This is a genomic window from Coleofasciculus sp. H7-2, from assembly GCF_042747725.1.
Lineage (GTDB): Bacteria > Cyanobacteriota > Cyanobacteriia > Cyanobacteriales > FACHB-T130 > FACHB-T130.
The window spans coordinates 26,442-44,788 of record NZ_JBHZGO010000048.1; the positions used below are offsets into that span (position 1 = coordinate 26,442).

General features: G+C 47.3%; 14 protein-coding genes and 1 pseudogene. 6 read left to right on the top strand and 9 right to left on the bottom strand.

The window, feature by feature from the left end:
• Positions 1–136 precede the first annotated feature (136 nt).
• Positions 137–1,555 (top strand): sensor histidine kinase, encoded by a 1,419-nt coding sequence (locus tag ACFW2W_RS11335; protein ID WP_378177970.1) that lies wholly within the window; start codon positions 137–139, stop codon positions 1,553–1,555.
• A 49-nt stretch (positions 1,556–1,604) separates the two neighbouring features.
• Here the strand turns inward: ACFW2W_RS11335 and ACFW2W_RS11340 are convergent, their stop codons facing one another.
• The gene (locus tag ACFW2W_RS11340; protein WP_378177524.1) at positions 1,605–2,222 is read right to left on the bottom strand and encodes a L,D-transpeptidase; all 618 of its coding nucleotides are present in this window, start codon (positions 2,220–2,222) and stop codon (positions 1,605–1,607) included.
• A 399-nt stretch (positions 2,223–2,621) separates the two neighbouring features.
• Here ACFW2W_RS11340 and ACFW2W_RS11345 point away from each other — a divergent pair, with 399 nt between their 5' ends.
• Entirely contained in the window at positions 2,622–3,170 is a 549-nt protein-coding gene (locus tag ACFW2W_RS11345) for a hypothetical protein (RefSeq protein WP_378177526.1), read from the top strand.
• Positions 3,171–3,296: 126 nt separating this feature from the next.
• On the opposite strand, the gene rimM is transcribed toward ACFW2W_RS11345, so the two are convergent.
• Positions 3,297–3,968: a ribosome maturation factor RimM gene (rimM, locus tag ACFW2W_RS11350; protein WP_378177529.1), complete on the bottom strand. Its 672-nt coding sequence runs from the start codon at positions 3,966–3,968 to the stop codon at positions 3,297–3,299.
• A gap of 13 nt (positions 3,969–3,981) precedes the next feature.
• Positions 3,982–5,262, bottom strand: coding sequence for a valine--pyruvate transaminase (locus ACFW2W_RS11355; protein WP_378177532.1), 1,281 nt, complete (start codon positions 5,260–5,262; stop codon positions 3,982–3,984).
• A 466-nt stretch (positions 5,263–5,728) separates the two neighbouring features.
• Here ACFW2W_RS11355 and glgP point away from each other — a divergent pair, with 466 nt between their 5' ends.
• From glgP to ACFW2W_RS11370, 3 genes are all read left to right on the top strand, one after another.
• Entirely contained in the window at positions 5,729–7,924 is a 2,196-nt protein-coding gene (glgP, locus tag ACFW2W_RS11360; protein ID WP_378177535.1) for an alpha-glucan family phosphorylase, read from the top strand.
• 216 nt (positions 7,925–8,140) lie between these two features.
• Positions 8,141–8,977, top strand: coding sequence for a Tab2/Atab2 family RNA-binding protein (locus ACFW2W_RS11365; protein WP_378177538.1), 837 nt, complete (start codon positions 8,141–8,143; stop codon positions 8,975–8,977).
• A gap of 276 nt (positions 8,978–9,253) precedes the next feature.
• Positions 9,254–9,709 (top strand): pentapeptide repeat-containing protein, encoded by a 456-nt coding sequence (locus ACFW2W_RS11370; RefSeq protein ID WP_378177973.1) that lies wholly within the window; start codon positions 9,254–9,256, stop codon positions 9,707–9,709.
• 73 nt (positions 9,710–9,782) lie between these two features.
• On the opposite strand, the gene ACFW2W_RS11375 is transcribed toward ACFW2W_RS11370, so the two are convergent.
• Entirely contained in the window at positions 9,783–10,178 is a 396-nt protein-coding gene (locus ACFW2W_RS11375; protein ID WP_378177540.1) for an SH3 domain-containing protein, read from the bottom strand.
• Positions 10,179–10,296: 118 nt separating this feature from the next.
• A complete protein-coding gene (locus tag ACFW2W_RS11380) occupies positions 10,297–10,500 on the bottom strand; it encodes a hypothetical protein (RefSeq protein ID WP_378177544.1) in 204 nt (67 codons plus the stop codon).
• Positions 10,501–10,732: 232 nt separating this feature from the next.
• Between ACFW2W_RS11380 and ACFW2W_RS11385 the strand changes: the two genes are divergently transcribed.
• Positions 10,733–11,605 carry an S-methyl-5'-thioadenosine phosphorylase gene (locus ACFW2W_RS11385; protein ID WP_378177547.1) on the top strand — a complete coding sequence of 291 codons (873 nt, stop codon included), beginning with the start codon at positions 10,733–10,735 and terminating at the stop codon, positions 11,603–11,605.
• A 288-nt stretch (positions 11,606–11,893) separates the two neighbouring features.
• Here the strand turns inward: ACFW2W_RS11385 and ACFW2W_RS11390 are convergent, their stop codons facing one another.
• From ACFW2W_RS11390 to ACFW2W_RS11405, 4 genes and pseudogenes are all read right to left on the bottom strand, one after another.
• Positions 11,894–12,916 (bottom strand): TPR end-of-group domain-containing protein, encoded by a 1,023-nt coding sequence (locus ACFW2W_RS11390; RefSeq protein WP_378177550.1) that lies wholly within the window; start codon positions 12,914–12,916, stop codon positions 11,894–11,896.
• A 386-nt stretch (positions 12,917–13,302) separates the two neighbouring features.
• Positions 13,303–15,762 carry a caspase family protein gene (locus ACFW2W_RS11395; protein ID WP_378177977.1) on the bottom strand — a complete coding sequence of 820 codons (2,460 nt, stop codon included), beginning with the start codon at positions 15,760–15,762 and terminating at the stop codon, positions 13,303–13,305.
• Positions 15,763–15,864: 102 nt separating this feature from the next.
• The gene (gene sat / locus ACFW2W_RS11400; protein WP_378177553.1) at positions 15,865–17,064 is read right to left on the bottom strand and encodes a sulfate adenylyltransferase; all 1,200 of its coding nucleotides are present in this window, start codon (positions 17,062–17,064) and stop codon (positions 15,865–15,867) included.
• 178 nt (positions 17,065–17,242) lie between these two features.
• Positions 17,243–18,322, bottom strand: a pseudogene (locus ACFW2W_RS11405) (DUF6745 domain-containing protein).
• Positions 18,323–18,347: the final 25 nt, after the last annotated feature.

Consider the following 18,347-nt stretch of genomic DNA (forward strand, 5'->3'; position numbering starts at 1 on the left):
TTTTTTCGGAAAATAGCAGCAGAACTTAACTTCAAGGACGGGTGGAGAACTGCTGAAAATGGTAGTCTATGGACATAGCTGATTCCAGCTTCACTGCTGCATTTGTGGGCGTTGTGTGTCGGTACCAAACGGATTTATATCACTTCCGTCCTTATCCCAAGGGAGCGATCGCGATCTCTCTATAGACTCAACTCTTGGGGAACTGCCCCTGTACACCTTTTTGGTGAAAACCAGCTGCCTGGGTGTGGATGTTGCCCGGATTTTTGAGAAGAATCCCCTACTGCCAGGAGCCATCTTGCTTGAACAGAGTCAGTTTGCCGGGATGATTTCGCGGCGGCGGCTTTTGGAGTACCTGATCCGTCCTCATCGACTAGAACTATTTTTGCACAAACCGCTGCACGTACTCTACAAGTACGCTCACTCTGAGGTTTTAATCCTTCCCGATAGTACGCCGATTTTGACGGCAACCCAGCAGGCGCTGCGGCGATCGCCTGAATTTTTGGGAGAACCCGTCGTGGTGCAAGTGGGAGAATCTGACTATCGGCTGTTAGATGTTCAGGACTTGAATGTTGTTTCCTGGCAAATCCGGGGAATCGAAGCTCAGGTGCGATATGAACGCACCCAAGCTCAGATGATTCAAAGCGAGAAAATGGCAAGCTTAGGGCGCTTAGTGGACGGAGTTGCTCACGAAATTTTAGACCCGGTTGGCTTTATTTGGGGGAACTTAACCTATGTCTCAGCTTATACTGAGAACTTGATAGAATTGCTGTCTGCTTATGAGACACATCTGCCGCAGATTCCTGAAGAAATTGCTGCTCTGAAAGAAGAGATAGAATTTGATTTTGTACAACAAGACTTGCCCCGCTCGATTGCCAGCATCCGCTCCGGAGCTGAACGATTGAAAAAGCTAGTGATGAGTCTGCAAAACTTCTGCCATATTGATGATGTTTATCCTAAGCCTGCGGATTTACACGCTTGTTTAGATAGTATTCTTTTACTTTTAAAAAGTCGGATAAACAGCGAGATTGAAATTATTAGAAATTATGGTCATTTGCCGCCGGTACAATGCTACGCGGGTCAATTGAACCAGGTTTTCATAAATATCCTCACGAATGCGATTGATGCATTGATTAATCAAGCAGTGGTTCAGCAGTTTACTCAAGATTTCCGAGGAACATTGCCACCCAATACGCAAGAGAAGCCTCGGATCGAAATCACTACGGAGGTTTGTTCGCACAAGGCAAGCCAGACAGGAATTTCTGATTCGCGTTGGGTTTCGATTCGCATTGCCGATAATGGCCCTGGGATGTCTCCAGAAGTACAGCAGCAAATTCTTGAGTCTTTTTCTGTAGAGAAACGCTCTGCTAAAGAAACGAGTTTATCAGTGAGTTATCAGATTGTGACGGCGAAACACGGGGGAAAATTAAGAATGCGATCGCGCAGCGTATTCCCTGAGGGTGGATCTCCCCAGGGGTATACTACTCCTAGCAATTCCAGCGGAAAAGCCAAACCAGGCATTGGCACCGAATTTGAGATTTTGTTGCCCTTGGTTTAATTAAAAAGAAAGCGGCTTTTTAATTTTTAATTTGGCAATTTTAAAGACTCTAAGGCTCTACTTTTACAGGTGTTCCGATGTTTACCTGTGCATACAAAGCCAAGATATCCTGATTACGCATTCGGACGCAGCCGTGGGAAACTGCCTGTCCCACCAGTTTTTCCTGGGGGGTGCCATGAAACCCGATAAAATTGCGTCCGTCCGTCCAAAAAGCGATCCACCTGGCTCCTAAAGGATTATCTGCGCCTGGAGGGATGACCTTTCCATTCCAGGGATGCTGCCAAGCTGGATTGCGTAGCATTTGCATCACCTTAAACGTGCCTGTAGGCGTCTCCCAACCCTTTTTACCAACTGCGATGGGATAACTTGCTTTCACCTGATTGTCTCGATAGACATAGACGCGGCGATCGCTTAATTTAATCACCAAACGAGTATCGGGCGTGGTACTCGCTGGGGAGAGTTTCTCCAAAGGCAGATAGAGAGAAGGTGCCCCCAAAGGAGGCAATTGTGGTTCCGAAGGCAATTCAATCGTTGTTGCCTCTCTGGTAGTTGCTACAGCTTCTGTTGGAACTGAGGCAACCGCTGGCTGCCGAACGCCCAGCAATAGAATGGCTGCACTGAAGCACAGCAGCTTGAAGCTTCCAGATGGTAATTTACCTCCGAGCATTCCTGTCCTCTTTTTTCCGTGGTCAACGACTCTTATCGAATTATTATCTGAGATCAAAACTGTAAATCGCACTCTCGCTGGCTGACTTGTTTGAAATGGGATTTTCTCAGTATTGTCAAGTCTCACAAAGTAAGATATTTAGGACTTACGCAACATCACCACATCTGAGGGCAACCACAGGGGGATTGAACCGACAAGAACGCTATATGTATAAGCTTTGCGTAAGTCCTGATATTATTCCCAGCTCTACTCCTCATGACTTATATATTCCGGTAGATTGAATCTTCAGTAGAGATGGATAGCATTTGGGCAGTAATCTAGGTATTTTCATCCGTTGTTAACTACAACTGTTGCCAATAGTCAAGTTTATTACCCAAATATTTTCAAAGTGAGAGTGTAATGCGTTTGCAAAAAACCAAAGTATTGACAGGTACGATGCTAACACTGTTACTCTCGGCAGTATCAGTGTTGCCAGCGATCGCTCGCCCCGCAGATGAAGGTGAATCAAGGCAGCTCATCAGCCAAACAAACACCGACACAACCACTCCCAACCCAACTAACACCAATCAAGTAGTTAGAGGTACCGTCAAAAGCATTAAAGGCAATATGGTCACGCTGACACTGCCAGACGGTACAACCACAGATATGATGCTCACACCAGAGGATCTAACCCGGTTGAACCTCATGCCGGGAATGGAGATTAGCGCCACATTGGATGACCAGAATATGGCTAGCAATGTGAGTATGGTTGAAGTCGATGCGACAGATACCACTCGCCTCAATAGAACCCGTCGGGTGGAAGAGACGACGATTCAGCGAAGAACGGTGCAGACAACACCGTCTCCTGCTCCGACAACAACCACTGGAGAGACAACAACCACTCCAGATACAATGACTCAAACCGAACCGCAGACGACTGAGGCAGCGCCTGTGCGAGCGCTTTGGTAATTACTTCAGCATTCTTGAGCAATTAACAAAGAATCGTTAACGTAGCCATGTCGTCCCCTAAAGGACGGCATGGTTATTTTGCGAAATAGATACTTGGTGGCGATCGCGCTGGGATTCTGAAAAAATTCAAGCTTCCTGATTTATTTCTAGCAATCCAGGCGGCGGCGTAATTTCAATTCGCCGATTCTCCAGGTCTACCACGGGCGCGATCGCTTTGACAAAAGGAATCAAAATTGTAGACGGCTTCGACGGCTTGGGTCGAAATTTCCGTTTTTTACTGGTTCGATTTACTTCCCCTTTCTGGGGTGGTTCCGGCTCATCTGTTGCGGGAACTGATGCTGGTTGCTGGTGCAACTGCACTTCTAATAAATCGTTGCCAGCCGGAATTACATTCACCACCACGCCCAAGTTTTCTCCCGATTCTTGAAGGAAAACTTCCAAGCCAATCAAGTCTAGAACATGGTATTCATCTTCTGCCAAGATAGGGCGATCGGAAGCTTTCACCATTAACTTGGTTCCAGCCAGCGCCTCCGCCCGATCCCGATCTTCCACTTCGGCAAGCTGCACAACGTATAGATTTTTACCATTTATATACCGCCCTTTCACCAATTTCACTGGCTGCGGTTCTGTCTCGCCTGGTCGCAACATCCAACGCTCTCCCGGTTTCTCAAAGCGTTCTGGGAATTGGGAGTCAGGATACACCCGCAACTCCCCTTTCATTCCTTGAGCGGCAACAATTGTGCCAATTTCTAACCACTCTTGTTGGAGTTCTGAGTTAATTTCTGCGTTACTCATCATTCATAACTCAACTCTAATAAGCGATCGCTTTTTGATAAACCAGCTCGACCACCTTCGCTAAGCGCTGTATCCCGATTTCAATCTCCTGGTCTGTGGCAGTGAGGCTAATCCGGATACATTGTTGCTTGTGCGACCATTCTTCGCGCAATCCGGGGAAGAAAGAGCTACCTGGCACTACAATGACACCGACTTGCTTTAACTGCTGGTACAGTTCCCAGTCTGTAATGGGTAAATCTTGGAACCACAGCCACGCAAAGATTGCTCCTTCGCCGCGATGGAGGAACCAAGGCAAATCTTTGGGCATTGCCTGTTCGATGCTGCTTTCCACAACATCAAACTTTTTCTGGTAGTAGGGGCGAATCACGGTGGTAGCGATTTCTGCAAGCGTTCCCGATTCAATCGCACGGGCAGCGATCGCTTGTCCATACCGAGATGAATGGATACACATATTCGTCTGGAAACACTCCAGCACATGAATCCACTTTTCATCCCCAATTGCAATCCCAATCCGTTCTCCGGGTAGCCCCGCTTTCGATAAGCTCATGCAGTGCAGGATGTTCTCTCCAAACACCGGCGTCATCTCGGTAAAATTTAACGCCGGAAACGGAGGTGCATACGCTGAATCGATCAAGACTGGCACATCATAAGGCGCAGCCAAATCGGCAATTTTTTTCACCTCGTCATCCGTGAGGACGTTGCCGGTTGGGTTACAAGGACGCGAAAATAACACGCAACCCGTATCTTCTGTAATCTTCAGTTTGCTGAAGTCCGGACGATATTTGAACCTGTGGGCAGCGGCATCAATGTCTAAAGCTGGCTTATAGGCGAATAATGCCTCTGGAGTTAAGGTCAGACCCCCATAACCCGTGTAATCTGGACTCAGGGGCAGGATAATTTGCTTTAATTGACCGCCTGCGGTGTACCCCCCAAAGGCATTCGCAGCAAAGAAATAAAGCGTTTGACTGCCGGGGGTAATCAAAATATTGCGATGAGTCAGATTTAGCCCGTAGCGGCGATTGAAATCCTTTTCTACCGCTTCGATTAACGGCTCATAGCCCTGAGAATCACCATAGCGACAAACCACATTACCGTAATTTGAGCTAGCGAGCAATTCTTCAGTGTAATTCCGCCACAACTGCTCTACTTCTGGCAAAATCACTGGATTCCCAGGACTTAAATTAATATATTCCTGTCCAATACCTGCTTGCAGGGTTTCCTTAATATCCTTCATAATTGCCCGCACCCCGGTTAGGTGGGACATACAATCGCCAAATTGAGTCAGGGCAGGATTCATAAGCTAAAGCAACTTTGAAAATTGAGAGTTTAACAACCGGGGATCTGCCTAGTCAGTTGAGGCTTTTTCCCCTTTAGTTAATTTAGTGAATCGTTGGTACTCTAACCAATTTAACTGTAATTTTCATGACTAATTGGCACAAGTACAGCCAGTCTGGGGTTGAGATCGCGGAACCGGCTGTTTAGATTACGCACGGTTTGGGCATTATCTGACAAAACTTAACAAAACCATAATCTTTCTTAAATTACTTGACAAATTTTTAGGGGGAAAATGTAAAGAGTGTAAAAAAACACAGTTTATCTAGGAAATCCTGTAAAGCTATAAATCGGGCTGGATAGCAGGATGTTTTCAGGCTCTTAGCGATGCTTTTTTGAGCTAAAAGCCAAACAACCAGTACGAAGATAACACCCTCCCTATCCAGACGAATGTGAAGAGCAAGCCTGTCAAGTGTAGTGCAACGGAATTTATGACAACAATTGAAACGCTGCGTGCGAAGCTACCGTTTCCTCTCAAGCGATTGGCAGACCTGGCATATAACTATTGGTGGAGTTGGACGAGCGATCGCACTTCTCTATTTCAGAACATTAATCCCGATGAATGGCACCGCTGCGGACACAACGCTGTCGCCATCCTGGAATCAGCTTCTTTTGTGCGACTCACCCAGCTCGCTCAAGACCCAGCTTACATCAAACGGGTAAATGCACTTGTTGAGCAATTTGACAAGTACATGAACGAAAAAAATTCTTGGGCGTCTCGCGTCGCGCCGCAAATTTCCCCACAGCGACCTGTCGCCTATTTTTGTGCGGAATTTGGCATCCACGAATCCCTACCTATTTACTCCGGCGGTTTGGGAATTTTAGCCGGAGATCACCTCAAATCCGCCTCCGATTTAGGCGTACCGATGGTCGCTGTAGGGCTTTGTTATCGCCAAGGTTATTTCCGTCAACGCTTGAATCGGGGCGGTTGGCAAGAAGAAAACTACGTTAACAATCCCTTTGACCAGATGCCCCTGGAGTTGCTCAAAAATCCTCTTGGGGAACCCATCACCATTGAGATGGAAATTCGGCAACGGATTGTCAAAGCCCAAATTTGGCTGGCGCGAGTCGGTCGTGTCAATCTTTACCTGCTAGATACCGACCGACACGACAACGATCCCATTGACCGCTGGCTGACAGGGCACCTGTACGGCGGCAACCAAGAAACGCGCATCGCCCAGGAAGTCGTGCTGGGGATTGGCGGCGTTCGGGCGCTGGAAGCACTGGGGATTGCTCCGTCGGTGTGTCATCTAAATGAAGGTCACGCGGCGTTCTGCACTCTGGAGATTGCGCGACAAGAAATTCAGCGTACCGGCAAGTCTTTCTATGACATTGAGGCAGCGGTGCGCGACGCTTGTGTCTTCACCACCCACACTCCCGTTCCCGCAGGTCACGATGTCTTCTCCTCAGACCTGATGGACTCCTACTTCGCCCACTACTGGCCTACATTGGGTCTGTCGCGCGAACAATTCCTCGCCTTGGGGGCACGCCGACTGGGCGACCCTTGGGAACCCTTCGGCATGACCGTCTTAGCTTTGCGGATGTGTCGCACTGCCAACGGCGTCAGCGAACTGCACGGTCAGGTTTCCCGCAAGATGTGGAACATTCTCTATCCCGACCGTAGCGAAGAGAAAGTGCCCATTGGTCACATTACCAATGGCGTCCATGCGCGTACCTGGACAGCACCCCTAATGGGCGACCTGTATTCCCAATACTTGGGTGAAGATTGGTCAACCCGCATGGCTGACAAACAGATGTGGGCAAAGGTGGACGGAATTCCCGATGAGGAAATCTGGTGGCGGCACCAAGTTCTCAAAGAGTGTCTGATTGCTCATACCCGTTCTAAGGTGAAATTGGCAAGGATTAGTCGCGGTGAAGAGCAATTCCGCATTGATGCCGCCGACCAGCTGCTAGACCCCAACGTGCTGACGATTGGATTTGCGCGACGCTTCAGCCCTTACAAGCGGGGTGACTTGCTGCTGCGGGAAGCCGAACGCGCCTTGAGGATATTTGGGAATTCCCAACGACCCGTGCAAATTGTCTTTGCCGGTAAAGCGCACCCCCACGACGAAGAAGGCAAGCGGATTATCCAGCGGTTGATGGAGTGGTGCAAGCACCCCGATATTCTCAACCGAGTTGCCTTAGTTGAAGATTACGACATCTACACGGGTCAACATTTGGTGCAAGGTGTTGATGTCTGGCTGAACAACCCGCGTCGCCCTCTAGAAGCCTCCGGTACAAGTGGGCAAAAAGTCTGCTTCAACGGCGGCATTAATTGCAGTGTCCTCGATGGCTGGTGGTGCGAAGGCTATCAAGAAGGGCAAGATGGCAAGGGAAGCAATGGCTGGGCAATCGGTGAAGATGCCCACACCAGCGACCAGGAGTTGCAAGACCGGATTGATTCGGAATCTCTCTACCAGCTACTAGAAGAGGAAATCGTTCCTCTCTACTATGACCAAGATGAGAATGGAATTCCTCATCGCTGGATTCAGATGATGAAGGCGTCGATTAAGACAAATTCGCCGCTATTCAACACTGACCGGATGATTGCAGACTACGTGACTCAGGTGTACGCGCCGGGAACTTCGGTAGGTACCGAACCGATTCTGGCAAGTGCGCTGGCGTAGGGGTGCGGTGAAAGGAATAAAATGAACCACGAAGGCACGAAGACACTAAGGGAAACACGAACAGGACTTACGCAACTTGCGCGACATCTGAGGGCAACCACAGAGGGATTGAACCGACAAGAACGCTATATGTATAAGCTTTGCGTAAGTCCTGACGAAGTGTTCTTTGTGCCTTTGTGCTTTTGTGGTTCACCTTATCTTTAAAGCTGGAACGAGATGCGTATTTGGCAAGCTGATTTTTATCGGCGTCCTTTGAAAGATGAAAAAGGGCAGGTGTTGTGGGAGTTGTTGATTTGCGATGCCACACGCAGTTTTAGTTATGACGCCTTTTGTCCTCAATCTGAAGCGAATGCTATTTGGCTGATTTCTCAGTTACAGCAAGCAGCGGGTGGAAATCTGCCGAATCTCATCCAAGTTTTTCGTCCCCAGTCGTTGAGTTTGCTTGAAGCTGCTGGGAAACAACTGGGTATTGTAGTGGAACCGACGCGACGCACTCATGCTTTGAAAGAATATTTACAAGAGCGCTTAAAACAATACCCCAGTTTAGATAATTACACTTACACTGGTGAACCTTTCTCGCCTCTGGACAAACCGCCGCCAGTACCGTTACCAGAAAACCTTTGGGGGGAACAATGGCGATTTGCTAAACTTCCTGCGGGAGATTTAGTAGCAGCTTTTGCAGAACGCCCGATTCCGATTCTGGAGATGCCAGAATTTCTCTTGCCGATTAATCTGGGGTTAGCGTCAACAATTCCAGTTCCCGGTGTGGTAATTTACGGTGGGCGGCAATCGATGCGTTTGGCGCGTTGGCTACAAGAAGCGCGTCCCGTGTCTCTCAATTATATTGCGGGTGCCCCCGATGGGTTGGTATTAGAAGCTGGATTGGTTGACCGCTGGATTGTTGCTACTTTTGAGGATAAAGAAGTTAGGGCAGCAGCTCAAGCTTATCAACAGCGCCAGCAGCAGAGTCGGGGATTGCACTTTTTGCTGGTGCAACCGGATGAGTCGGGGATGACTTATAGCGGGTTTTGGCTGTTGGGAGGAGAGGATTGAGGTTGTCCCTATACCAAAATATAGATTAAAGGCTGATTGATGCGATCGCGCTTTGCACCCGGTACGCTCAACCCACGTTGAAAATGCAACAGCGGTAGCACTTCGTTATATTTTATCTCAATTAAGCACTACCGTAATCCTGCTAACGAGTGATTAAATCGTATGTTTTCTATCACAACTTACCTGTGGCATCAATCAATGTCTACCACAGAATCTTAGTGAGATAATAAAGGTGTGAGGAAGAAAACGAAACAACCTTTTTAATAAAGGGGGAGTATTATGATCAAACTATTAGCGACTCTAACCTTACTCGCTCCATTATTTTTAACCAGCCCAGTGAAAGCGGAGAATCCCCTTCACCTAAAACAGCTATTGTCAACGGGGGAATGTGTTCGGTGCGATTTATCAGGAGCCGATCTCAGTGGCGCACATTTGATTGGTGCTGACTTGAGAGAAGCCAATTTGCAAGGAGCTAACCTGACGAATGCGAACCTCGAAGGCGCTGACTTGACGAATGCAAACTTAACAGCAGCTAATTTAACGTCAGCTTTTGTAACGAATACCAATTTTCAGCAAGCAAATCTTAACGAAGTAAACTTGACTCGCGCTAAGATTTATGACGCTAACGTGTATGGGGCATCAATGAATGAGCTTAACATTACTGATGCCGAAATATTTAACACCGGAATCGGTATTGGTGGGGAAGATGCCGATATTCCCCGTTGGGACTAGATGGCGCTAATTAGCGATTAGCATTCTACGGATAATTGGGGAAGTCAAATAATATTTAAAACGAGCGGCTTCCCTATTTCCGCCATCTATCAAATTGATCTTCTGAGCATCCATTGATATAAGTATTGAGTACCCAACCCTTCAGAGGTTTAACCACCTCCGGAGTCACTCCAGGTTGTGATGTTACTCTTCCAGAGATTTGAACCCAGTTACCTTGTCTTCGCACCGCCCGAACAATATCGCCTCTATTGAGTTTAGCGATCGCTTGCGATTTAGTGCTGGGAATTTTTCTGATATTGACATTATTCCCATTAATAAATGAACAGATATTCGTGTTTTGTGCAAGCCTCGATTGAGCCTGTAAAGTTGGCGTGGCTGCATTCGCATTTGTCTGGGCGATTAGCTGCAAGCTAGTGGTATAGAAACATAGCAGTGCGATCGCTGTGAGAGAGTTTCTCGAATTGCTCATGTTTATTGATAAGTGCGTCTGCACTGATGTAAATTTAGTCTTACTTTAACCGACTAGATTTCAACTAAGAGATTTTGTGATATTTATTTAAACTTTTAAAATGCTGAAGCGTTCTTAATTAATCCACTACTCTCAACAATTCCTGTTTCAGTGCATCAAACACCCGATTAATTAGCAGGTGTTCTGCTTCACTCAGGGCTTCCTGCGATAGGAATGTTGACATCAATAGACGTTGATCGGTACGAGTAATTTGGCGAAAGACAAAGATTCGCTCAACGATTTGTTTGACTGAGACTGCGGGTAAACTAGCTGAAGCTGGCATCGTTCTTTAGCAACTTTATGCAATAATGCTGCGAATCCCGCTCAAGGAGATTCTGGGGATATGACAGATGTTGCAATATTTCTTTACAAACCTAAGCGATCGCCATCATAGAGAAAATGTAACAATTTCTTTATATTTTAGTGATTCTCATCATTGACAAATCAGGTCGGCTATTAAAACACTCCCTAATTTCCCGTAAAATAACTTGGCGTTGTAGCAAGAAGGCAAAAAAATGACTCAGGCTCGGATTGGGATTATCGGTGGCAGCGGTCTCTACAAGATGGAGGCGCTCAAAGATGTGGAAGAGGTGCAAATCTCCACGCCTTTTGGCTTCCCTTCTGATGCCTTGATATTGGGAACTTTGGAAGGAACGCGGGTGGCTTTCCTGGCACGTCACGGTCGCAATCACACGCTGTTGCCTTCTGAATTGCCGTTTCGAGCGAATATCTATGCCATGAAGCAGCTAGGCGTCGAGTATCTGATCTCTGCGTCTGCGGTGGGTTCTCTCAAGGAAGAAGCGAAACCTTTAGATATGGTAGTGCCGGATCAATTTATTGACCGCACCAAGAATCGAGTTTCTACCTTTTTTGGGGAAGGGATTGTGGCTCATATTGCATTTGCCGATCCCGTGTGTAATAAATTGGCTGGAGTTGTGGCAGATGCGATCGCATCTTTAAACTTACCCGATGTCACTCTCCATCGCGGTGGCACTTATATTTGTATGGAAGGGCCAGCATTTTCTACGAAAGCTGAATCAAATCTTTACCGCAGTTGGGGTGCCACAATCATTGGCATGACTAATTTACCAGAGGCGAAGTTAGCCAGAGAAGCAGAAATTGCTTATGCAACGTTAGCGTTAGTGACAGATTACGATTGTTGGCACTCAGATCACGATAGCGTGACGGTAGAAATGGTGATTGCTAATCTACAACGTAATGCAGTGAATGCCCAAAAGGTAATTCAAGAAACGGTGCGAAGATTGAGCGAAAATCCACCGCCATCTGATGCTCATTCAGCTTTAAAATATGCAATTCTCACGCGACTGGATAACGTTCCAGCAGCAACGAAGGAGAAAATGGGGTTGCTGTTGAAGAAGTATTTGTAGTCACGCCAAGACACCGTAGAGACGAATAAAGTGAAAAACACCAAAGTTCGCGTAGGGAATGGTTAAAGAAGGAAACCCAACAAAATATAAGCATTTGTTGGGTTTCCTTCCTCAACCCAACCTACAATTATTTTTAACCGAACCGTATTGGTACTTTAAGGTTCTATTTATGATAATTAATGATAAATAATTAAGGCGCTTCAAAGCCCTCGCGCCTGGAGGAACAGCGTGTCTTTTTATAAAATTTAATGCTTAATCAACAAACCTATAAATAGCGCTTCGAGGAAGCTATTCGTCTAGTATTTTTTTAAATATTTCTTCTCCTCGAATGGCGCTAAAAGCTTCATCGGTTTTGGCGATTTCTTTATACCTAGGCTCAATATCAATTGCCCATTGTAGGTTTCCTACTGCTAGATTGAGGCGGTATTGCATTGCATAGCAGCGAGCATTGTTATACCGAGCTTCCGAAAAGTTTGGTTCAATCTTAACAGCTAAGTTGTAAGATTGATTTGCCTCTAAATACCGACCTTCAGAGAAGCAAGAATTTCCTAAAATTAAGTAATCGTTGGCGTTCAAATCAAGATTTAGATTGGCAGATTCGGTTTGTGTCACCCTTTGCTCAGACTCTGCATTGTTTGTTTGGGCTACAGACTCCGATTGAGTATCAGAAACCAGCTCGGAATTTTGATAAGAATGCTCAAAGTTAGAGGTTTCGATTTCTCTATGTATAACGGTCGGAGTTTTAACAGCTTGTGCGTACCTGAGTTGGGCAATTTCTTGTTGTACACTTTCTTTCTGTTCTTTCAGGTCTTCTAATATAGTCTGAGATTGGGTTAAAATTGTATTTAATTGACTTAAACTATCGGTTGGAAAAGGCTTGATTTTTTGCGGCAAAGCAGATTGTTCTAATTTTAAATTAGCATTGACTGTCTCTTCTATTTGCCTAGTAAATTTTTCTTGTAGCTGCGCTAATTCCTTTTGAGCATCTGAAATTATCTGCTCGATCATACTGCGACGAAGTAGAACAATACTAACAGCGATCGCAATCGGAAACAGCGTCAGAACAAGTAACAAAGTATTGAGCAGCGTGGTGGTGCGGCTAAAGGCGCGGTCAACTTCAGCTTGGACGCGATCGCGTATTTCTTGATCTTGCCGCAGTCGTTCCAGTTCCTCGCGTTCTTGATTCGACAGGGTTGGAGGTGAATTAGGCTGGGGTTGGGCAGTGGTAGCAACGGCAGATAGTAGCAGGGAAGAAAGCGCAAGTGCAGGAAGCGCACGCTTGGCGAACGCAACCAGATTCGGAATTTTCATTTTTCATCCTGTTAGCTTTAATCTTAGTATTCCCAATCCGTGCCAAAACTATCAGCCGATGTGCGTTTAAATTGCATATTAGTCGCAGAGGTTTGGTAATGGGTAAAAAGTTTTAAGTTATGTCCCTTGGCTTCGCTCAAGGACAGGTTTTTGAATTTTGAATTAAAGAACGCTCTTCTCACTCAAAACTCAGACGCAATAAATCGCATCTCTACAACTCAGGACTTACGCAACATCACCACATCTGAGAACAACCACAGGGGGATTGCCCCTACAAAACGCTGTATGTATAAGCTTTGCGTAAGTCCTGAACTCATAACTCTCATTCCCCATTACCAGTCCCAACCAATCTGCACATCTGAAATGTAAAGGTAGCGCAATAACTTTTAAACCACCTGATAAATAAAGCTGAGCGTTGCCCAGCTTTTCACATCTAAAGCGTAGGAGTCAGAAGAGATACCAATCGTTTCGACAGGAACCGAAGCAATCGCTTCCCCCTCCACTTCATGCCGCTTCGCTAACGTACTCGCCTGATGCAAATCTTGCAGCACCGCCTGCGCCACAGTCAGCGGCTTAAACAACTCGCCCACTCCCTCTCCCTTAGACCCGCGAACCGATGCCACAGTTGCCATCTGGGTAAAGGGTGCCCAGGAGCAAATTAGAAGGGTTTCTTCCAACCCAGAAGGGCCGTGAATCGTCAATTCAAAAGAGGCAGAAGGTTGTGGCACAACGAGGGTAGCACCCGCCTCGACGACCACATCTTTGACCATTGGTTTCGCGTCCGGACTGTCCTTAACTTCGGGAAATTGCAGCGGATAGAGAGCAACGCCAGAGCCGCTGCTATCAACGCCGATGAGCATCAAATAGATCGGGCGATCGCTGTAATTTTGAACTCGGTACTGGATGCGGCTACCGATGGGAATGGTGGGGATGCCTCCCTCGGAAGCAATTTTTGAGTTGTAGAGGCGCGAGTCATCGCGTCTGGGGTTTGAATCAACAACTGCGTCCCCCGTCCGCCGCAGCGTTTCGCGTTTCAGAAACACCTTTTGGGCGGGATAAATCATCTCCAACGTTGCCCCGACTCCCAAGCGGGAAGACCCTTCATTGACCGTCAGACGCAATAACTTTGCTGTCAGCAACGTCCTTAGTTTGGGCACTAACCGATTCACAGCCGCCTTCACCGCCTCACCCGATTCCCCAACGGTGTTGGGTATCAAGTCCCGACCGAGAGAAAACAGCCCATATCTCCCTAAATAATTGGGCGTCTGCACCTTGCCAAACAAATAATCGGCGGGTTGCTCTCCTGCCGTCACCACGGATGATACAGAGCGAACGCTGGCAAAAGCACTGGTGGCATCCACCCGTTCAATGCGCTCCAGTCCGGCGTCTAAGGCAATCGTCAAGCCAATATTTTTTGGTAACACCCGGACGGATTCTTGAACCAGTTGCCCCACTTGGAGGTTGGAAGTGTCTGCGGTGCCAACAAGTCGCGCCTTGGCGGTCAGACCCTCCTTAGAACGAATTTGTAGTTGCAGTTGAGCAGGAACTGATGAAACTTCACCAGTCGCGTTGCTGTCTGGAGTCTGAGCTTCAGACATCGGTAGGGAAGCACTCAGCAGAGAATTCGCTCCGTAGTATTCCAAAACGGGTGCAGGTAATCCTGCCAGCCACAAATGTACCGTTTTGCCGCTGTCTTCCACCGCCGTAACGACGCCATCTGCACCGATGCTGATTTCAGGCTGATAGGGTAGCAAGGAAGGCTGGTTACTTTTTTGACCGCTCAACTGGGGTTGTTGTTCTTTTCCCACCAGCTGCTCGACTACCCCAGCCACTCGACTGAAACTGACTTGAAGTGTAGTGGGAGGAGTCGCCTGCCAGAGATGTTGAGTCAGGGCATAGGTGAACAATCCAGCGCTGAAACCGCCCCAAGGAGCTTCTGTCGCCAGTTGACTGGGGCCAGCCGCTGCCAGAACGATTCCAGGCATTTGACCGGGTTTGTGCTGCTTATGGAGCTGTTCTCGCGAAGACTTGAGACGCAGCAGGAGTTGTTCCTGAAAAGCGAGTTCCTCGTCGCTCGCTTGCTCTGCTAGCGATTGTAGGGCAGAACGAATCCGCAAGTTGCCTTGGAGGACAGTATCGGCGTCAGTGTAGCTGGTATCCAGTACCGTTGTGACTTGGTCTGTGGGAAGCGATCGCAACAGCAACAGCAGTGTCTCTTCCAACAAATCATTCGCGGGTGCCCCCTTCGTCAGCAGCACCCCATCCACCGGCACCAAACTATTCTGAGTGTTGAAGAGTGTAGGCGCTAGCTGCTTTGCAGCCGCAACGCTTTCGCCTTCCCGAAGGATGGACTGAGGACTGAGCAAGGATTCATCAGCACCAAACTCAGTCCTCAGTCCTTTCTCCTCAGTCCTGATTCTGACGCGGCTACCGCAGCCGCTGAAGTGGAACAAGACAACATCCCCCGCCGCCGCCTGCCCTGTGAGATGCTCCAGAAAAGCAGTTTCAATATTCTGCCGCGTGGCTTGGCTATCCGTCAGCGTCAAAATATCGCTAGGGTGAAAACCAAAGCGATGAATCAAAAGTTCCCGTTGCAGTTCCACATCTGTAACACAACCTTGTAGAGACGGGAGCGATCGCGTCTGTGTCCCACGGGGGTACTGATTAATTCCTACAAGTAGCGCCAACTTCCGCCCACTCGGTTGTGCCAGCGCCTGATAATAGCGATCCAGCAAAGGCACCGCAAAGCTTTTATCTCCCAGTAGAGATAGCACCGTTTCGCTCACGCCCAGCGCTGCCAGCACCAACCCTGCCCGTTGCAGAAAACTCCGCCGCTTCAATCCCATATCAGCCATTAGCCATTAGCTATTACTCGATCAGCCTATCAGGGGCTAGGGTTTAGAAAATAGAAAGAATGGCAAATTTTCAAATTTAAGTAGCCTCCAATCTTAAATTTCAAATTTGAAACTGGCAATCTTAAATTTGCTTGCTTCCTCTGGTACCTGCATCGCCCTTACCAATTCTGCCGCGACTTCTGGGCGAGAAAACTCTGGTGGTGGCAATTCACCCCGACGCAGCATTTCTCGCACCTTCGTCCCCGATAGATGAATACGTTCTGCTGGACTGCTGGGACTGGTCTTTGTCGTCGCCATTGTCTGTGTGCGCGTGCAATAGAAGGCGTGTTCAAACTTCATCGGCGTGATGCCCAATTCACCCAGCTCAAACTCATCGAAAATATGCTGAGCATCGTAAGTTCCATAGTAATCGCCGACACCTGCATGATCCCGCCCAACGATGAAGTGAGTACAGCCGTAATTCTTGCGAAGCAGGGCATGGAAAATTGCTTCCCTTGGTCCCGCGTAGCGCATAGCAGATGGATTAATTGCCAAAATTACCCGGTCTTGGGGGTAGTAGTATTCCAGCATAATCTCGTAGCAGCGCATCCGAATCTCTGCCGAGATATCATCATCTTTGGTGACTCCCACTAAGGGATGCAGGAACAAGCCATCTACGGTTTCTAAAGCGCACTTCTGGATATATTCATGCGCCCTATGGATGGGGTTTCGCGTCTGGAAGCCGACAATCGTTTTCCATCCCCTTTCTTTGAACATGGCGCGAGATTGAGCAGGATCAATCTGGTATTTAGGAAAGAAAGGATGAGAGTCGCGTTGCAACAGCCAAACTGAACCCGCGAGATTTATTTCTCCTTGCTTGTAGACAACCTTAACGCCTGGGTGCTTTTCATCCTCGGTACGATAAACATTCACCGCCTCGCGGGTTTTGTCGTAGCGATACTTTTGTGTGAGTTCCATAACCCCCACAAATCTACCTGTCGGGTCATCCAGGCGCACCAAAGTGCCTTCTCTTAGATTCGCCGCAACCGACTCATCCACCGATAGCGTGACGGGAATTGCCCACGGTAGCCCATTGGCAAGCCGCATTTCAGTAACTACGCGATCGTAGTCTGCTTGTTCCATAAAGCCAGTCAATGGGCTAAATCCACCAATAGCAATCAGTTCTAAATCCGATGTCGCCCGTTCGTCGAGTTGCACTCTAGGCAAGTAGTCGGCTTTATCGAGAAATTCTTGTCGTTGTTCTGGTGTAGCGATGCGATTAATTAGCTGACCGCCGTGAGGTGCTAGACTCATATCGATTTTAAATGTGTTAGCTGCAAAAATTTATCGTACCAATATATAGAACCGAGAGATAAGAAACCTAACCCCCCAGCCCCCTTCCCTAGTAGGGAAGGGGGAGCCGGAGTTTCTTCCAGCTACAAATATTTTTCTTGTCCCCTCTCCTTTTAGGAGAGGGTTAGGGAGAGGTTCTTCAAGTTTGCACTAAAAACTCCTCTGGAGCGAGTCCCCAATTTACCCAGCAAATAGCTTCACGCGCTGAATTAATATCCGGTGGCACTCGCAAGGCGTGAATGAATCCGGTGCTGGGACAAGTCATTTTTAATAAATAAATTGGCTCGATATCCACATCATTATCAATTCTTAATAGAGTGTATTCCTGCCAAGTATCCAATTCTTCAGCTTGTAATTCTTGGCAGATTCGGGCGTAGCCAATTCCTTGAATTAATACTCGCCTCAGTTCAGCGTTATTTTCTTCTAAAAGCCATTGTGCGTGCCACTGGTTCGGATGCACTTGACCATATTTTTCAGGTAAGGTTACACCGTGATAGGAATACAGACTATATCCATCAGCAAATTGAATGGCGGGACTTTCTGCGTGTAGGCGTTGTTGGTTGTCGAAGGAGAGGACGCGAGGGCGATCGCTTACCAAGCAAATCTTTTCAAAAGGGAAAATCCAGCCACACTCTTTAGCAAGAGACTGAAACAAATACCATGTTTTTTGATCGCAATCGCAATTTAAGGCGGAAAAACAAAAATCATATACACCGTTATTACAAGACAAGTTATCGTGTCGAATGTAGTGATTTTCTTCAAATTCAAGTTCCAGTTCAAGTTACAGTTGACTCTCCAGTTGTATCTCCAGTTGACTCTCCCGTCGGTTCCACAGTTGCCAGAACAGGTTGCTTTTCAAGTTGCTATTTAGTTGGCTCTCTAATTGACGGGTCAGTTGAGTTTCGAGCTTGCCCCTAAGTATGTCCACCAGTTGTCTTGCTGGGTCTTCAGGAATATACAATTCCATCCACAAATCTCGGTTATCCCAGTCATTGCCCAGTTCCTTCCTAAGTCTTATCAAAGTATCTATCAAAGCTGTTTTTGGGCTATCAAAAAAAATAATCTCAGGCGGCTTTTCGCCAATCCATGTGTAAGCTGCTTTTATGGCTTCTGTTGCTTTTTGACGGTCAATTGGTTCAGTGCAAAGTGCGATTCGCCTCCACTTCTGCCGATAAACCGGAATCAGGGCTTCTTGCTCAGAGGTAAGTTGACTAATCATTATCTACAAATTAATAGAAATACTA

Bases quoted from the DNA above. Each gene is read 5' to 3' on its own strand.
- ACFW2W_RS11340 (WP_378177524.1), bottom strand. From the start codon at position 2,222: ATGCTCGGAGGTAAATTACCATCTGGAAGCTTCAAGCTGCTGTGCTTC.
- ACFW2W_RS11345 (WP_378177526.1), top strand. From the start codon at position 2,622: ATGCGTTTGCAAAAAACCAAAGTATTGACAGGTACGATGCTAACACTG.
- rimM (WP_378177529.1), bottom strand. From the start codon at position 3,968: ATGATGAGTAACGCAGAAATTAACTCAGAACTCCAACAAGAGTGGTTA.
- ACFW2W_RS11355 (WP_378177532.1), bottom strand. From the start codon at position 5,262: ATGAATCCTGCCCTGACTCAATTTGGCGATTGTATGTCCCACCTAACC.
- glgP (WP_378177535.1), top strand. From the start codon at position 5,729: ATGACAACAATTGAAACGCTGCGTGCGAAGCTACCGTTTCCTCTCAAG.
- ACFW2W_RS11365 (WP_378177538.1), top strand. From the start codon at position 8,141: ATGCGTATTTGGCAAGCTGATTTTTATCGGCGTCCTTTGAAAGATGAA.
- ACFW2W_RS11375 (WP_378177540.1), bottom strand. From the start codon at position 10,178: ATGAGCAATTCGAGAAACTCTCTCACAGCGATCGCACTGCTATGTTTC.
- ACFW2W_RS11380 (WP_378177544.1), bottom strand. From the start codon at position 10,500: ATGCCAGCTTCAGCTAGTTTACCCGCAGTCTCAGTCAAACAAATCGTT.
- ACFW2W_RS11385 (WP_378177547.1), top strand. From the start codon at position 10,733: ATGACTCAGGCTCGGATTGGGATTATCGGTGGCAGCGGTCTCTACAAG.
- ACFW2W_RS11390 (WP_378177550.1), bottom strand. From the start codon at position 12,916: ATGAAAATTCCGAATCTGGTTGCGTTCGCCAAGCGTGCGCTTCCTGCA.
- ACFW2W_RS11395 (WP_378177977.1), bottom strand. From the start codon at position 15,762: ATGGGATTGAAGCGGCGGAGTTTTCTGCAACGGGCAGGGTTGGTGCTG.
- sat (WP_378177553.1), bottom strand. From the start codon at position 17,064: ATGAGTCTAGCACCTCACGGCGGTCAGCTAATTAATCGCATCGCTACA.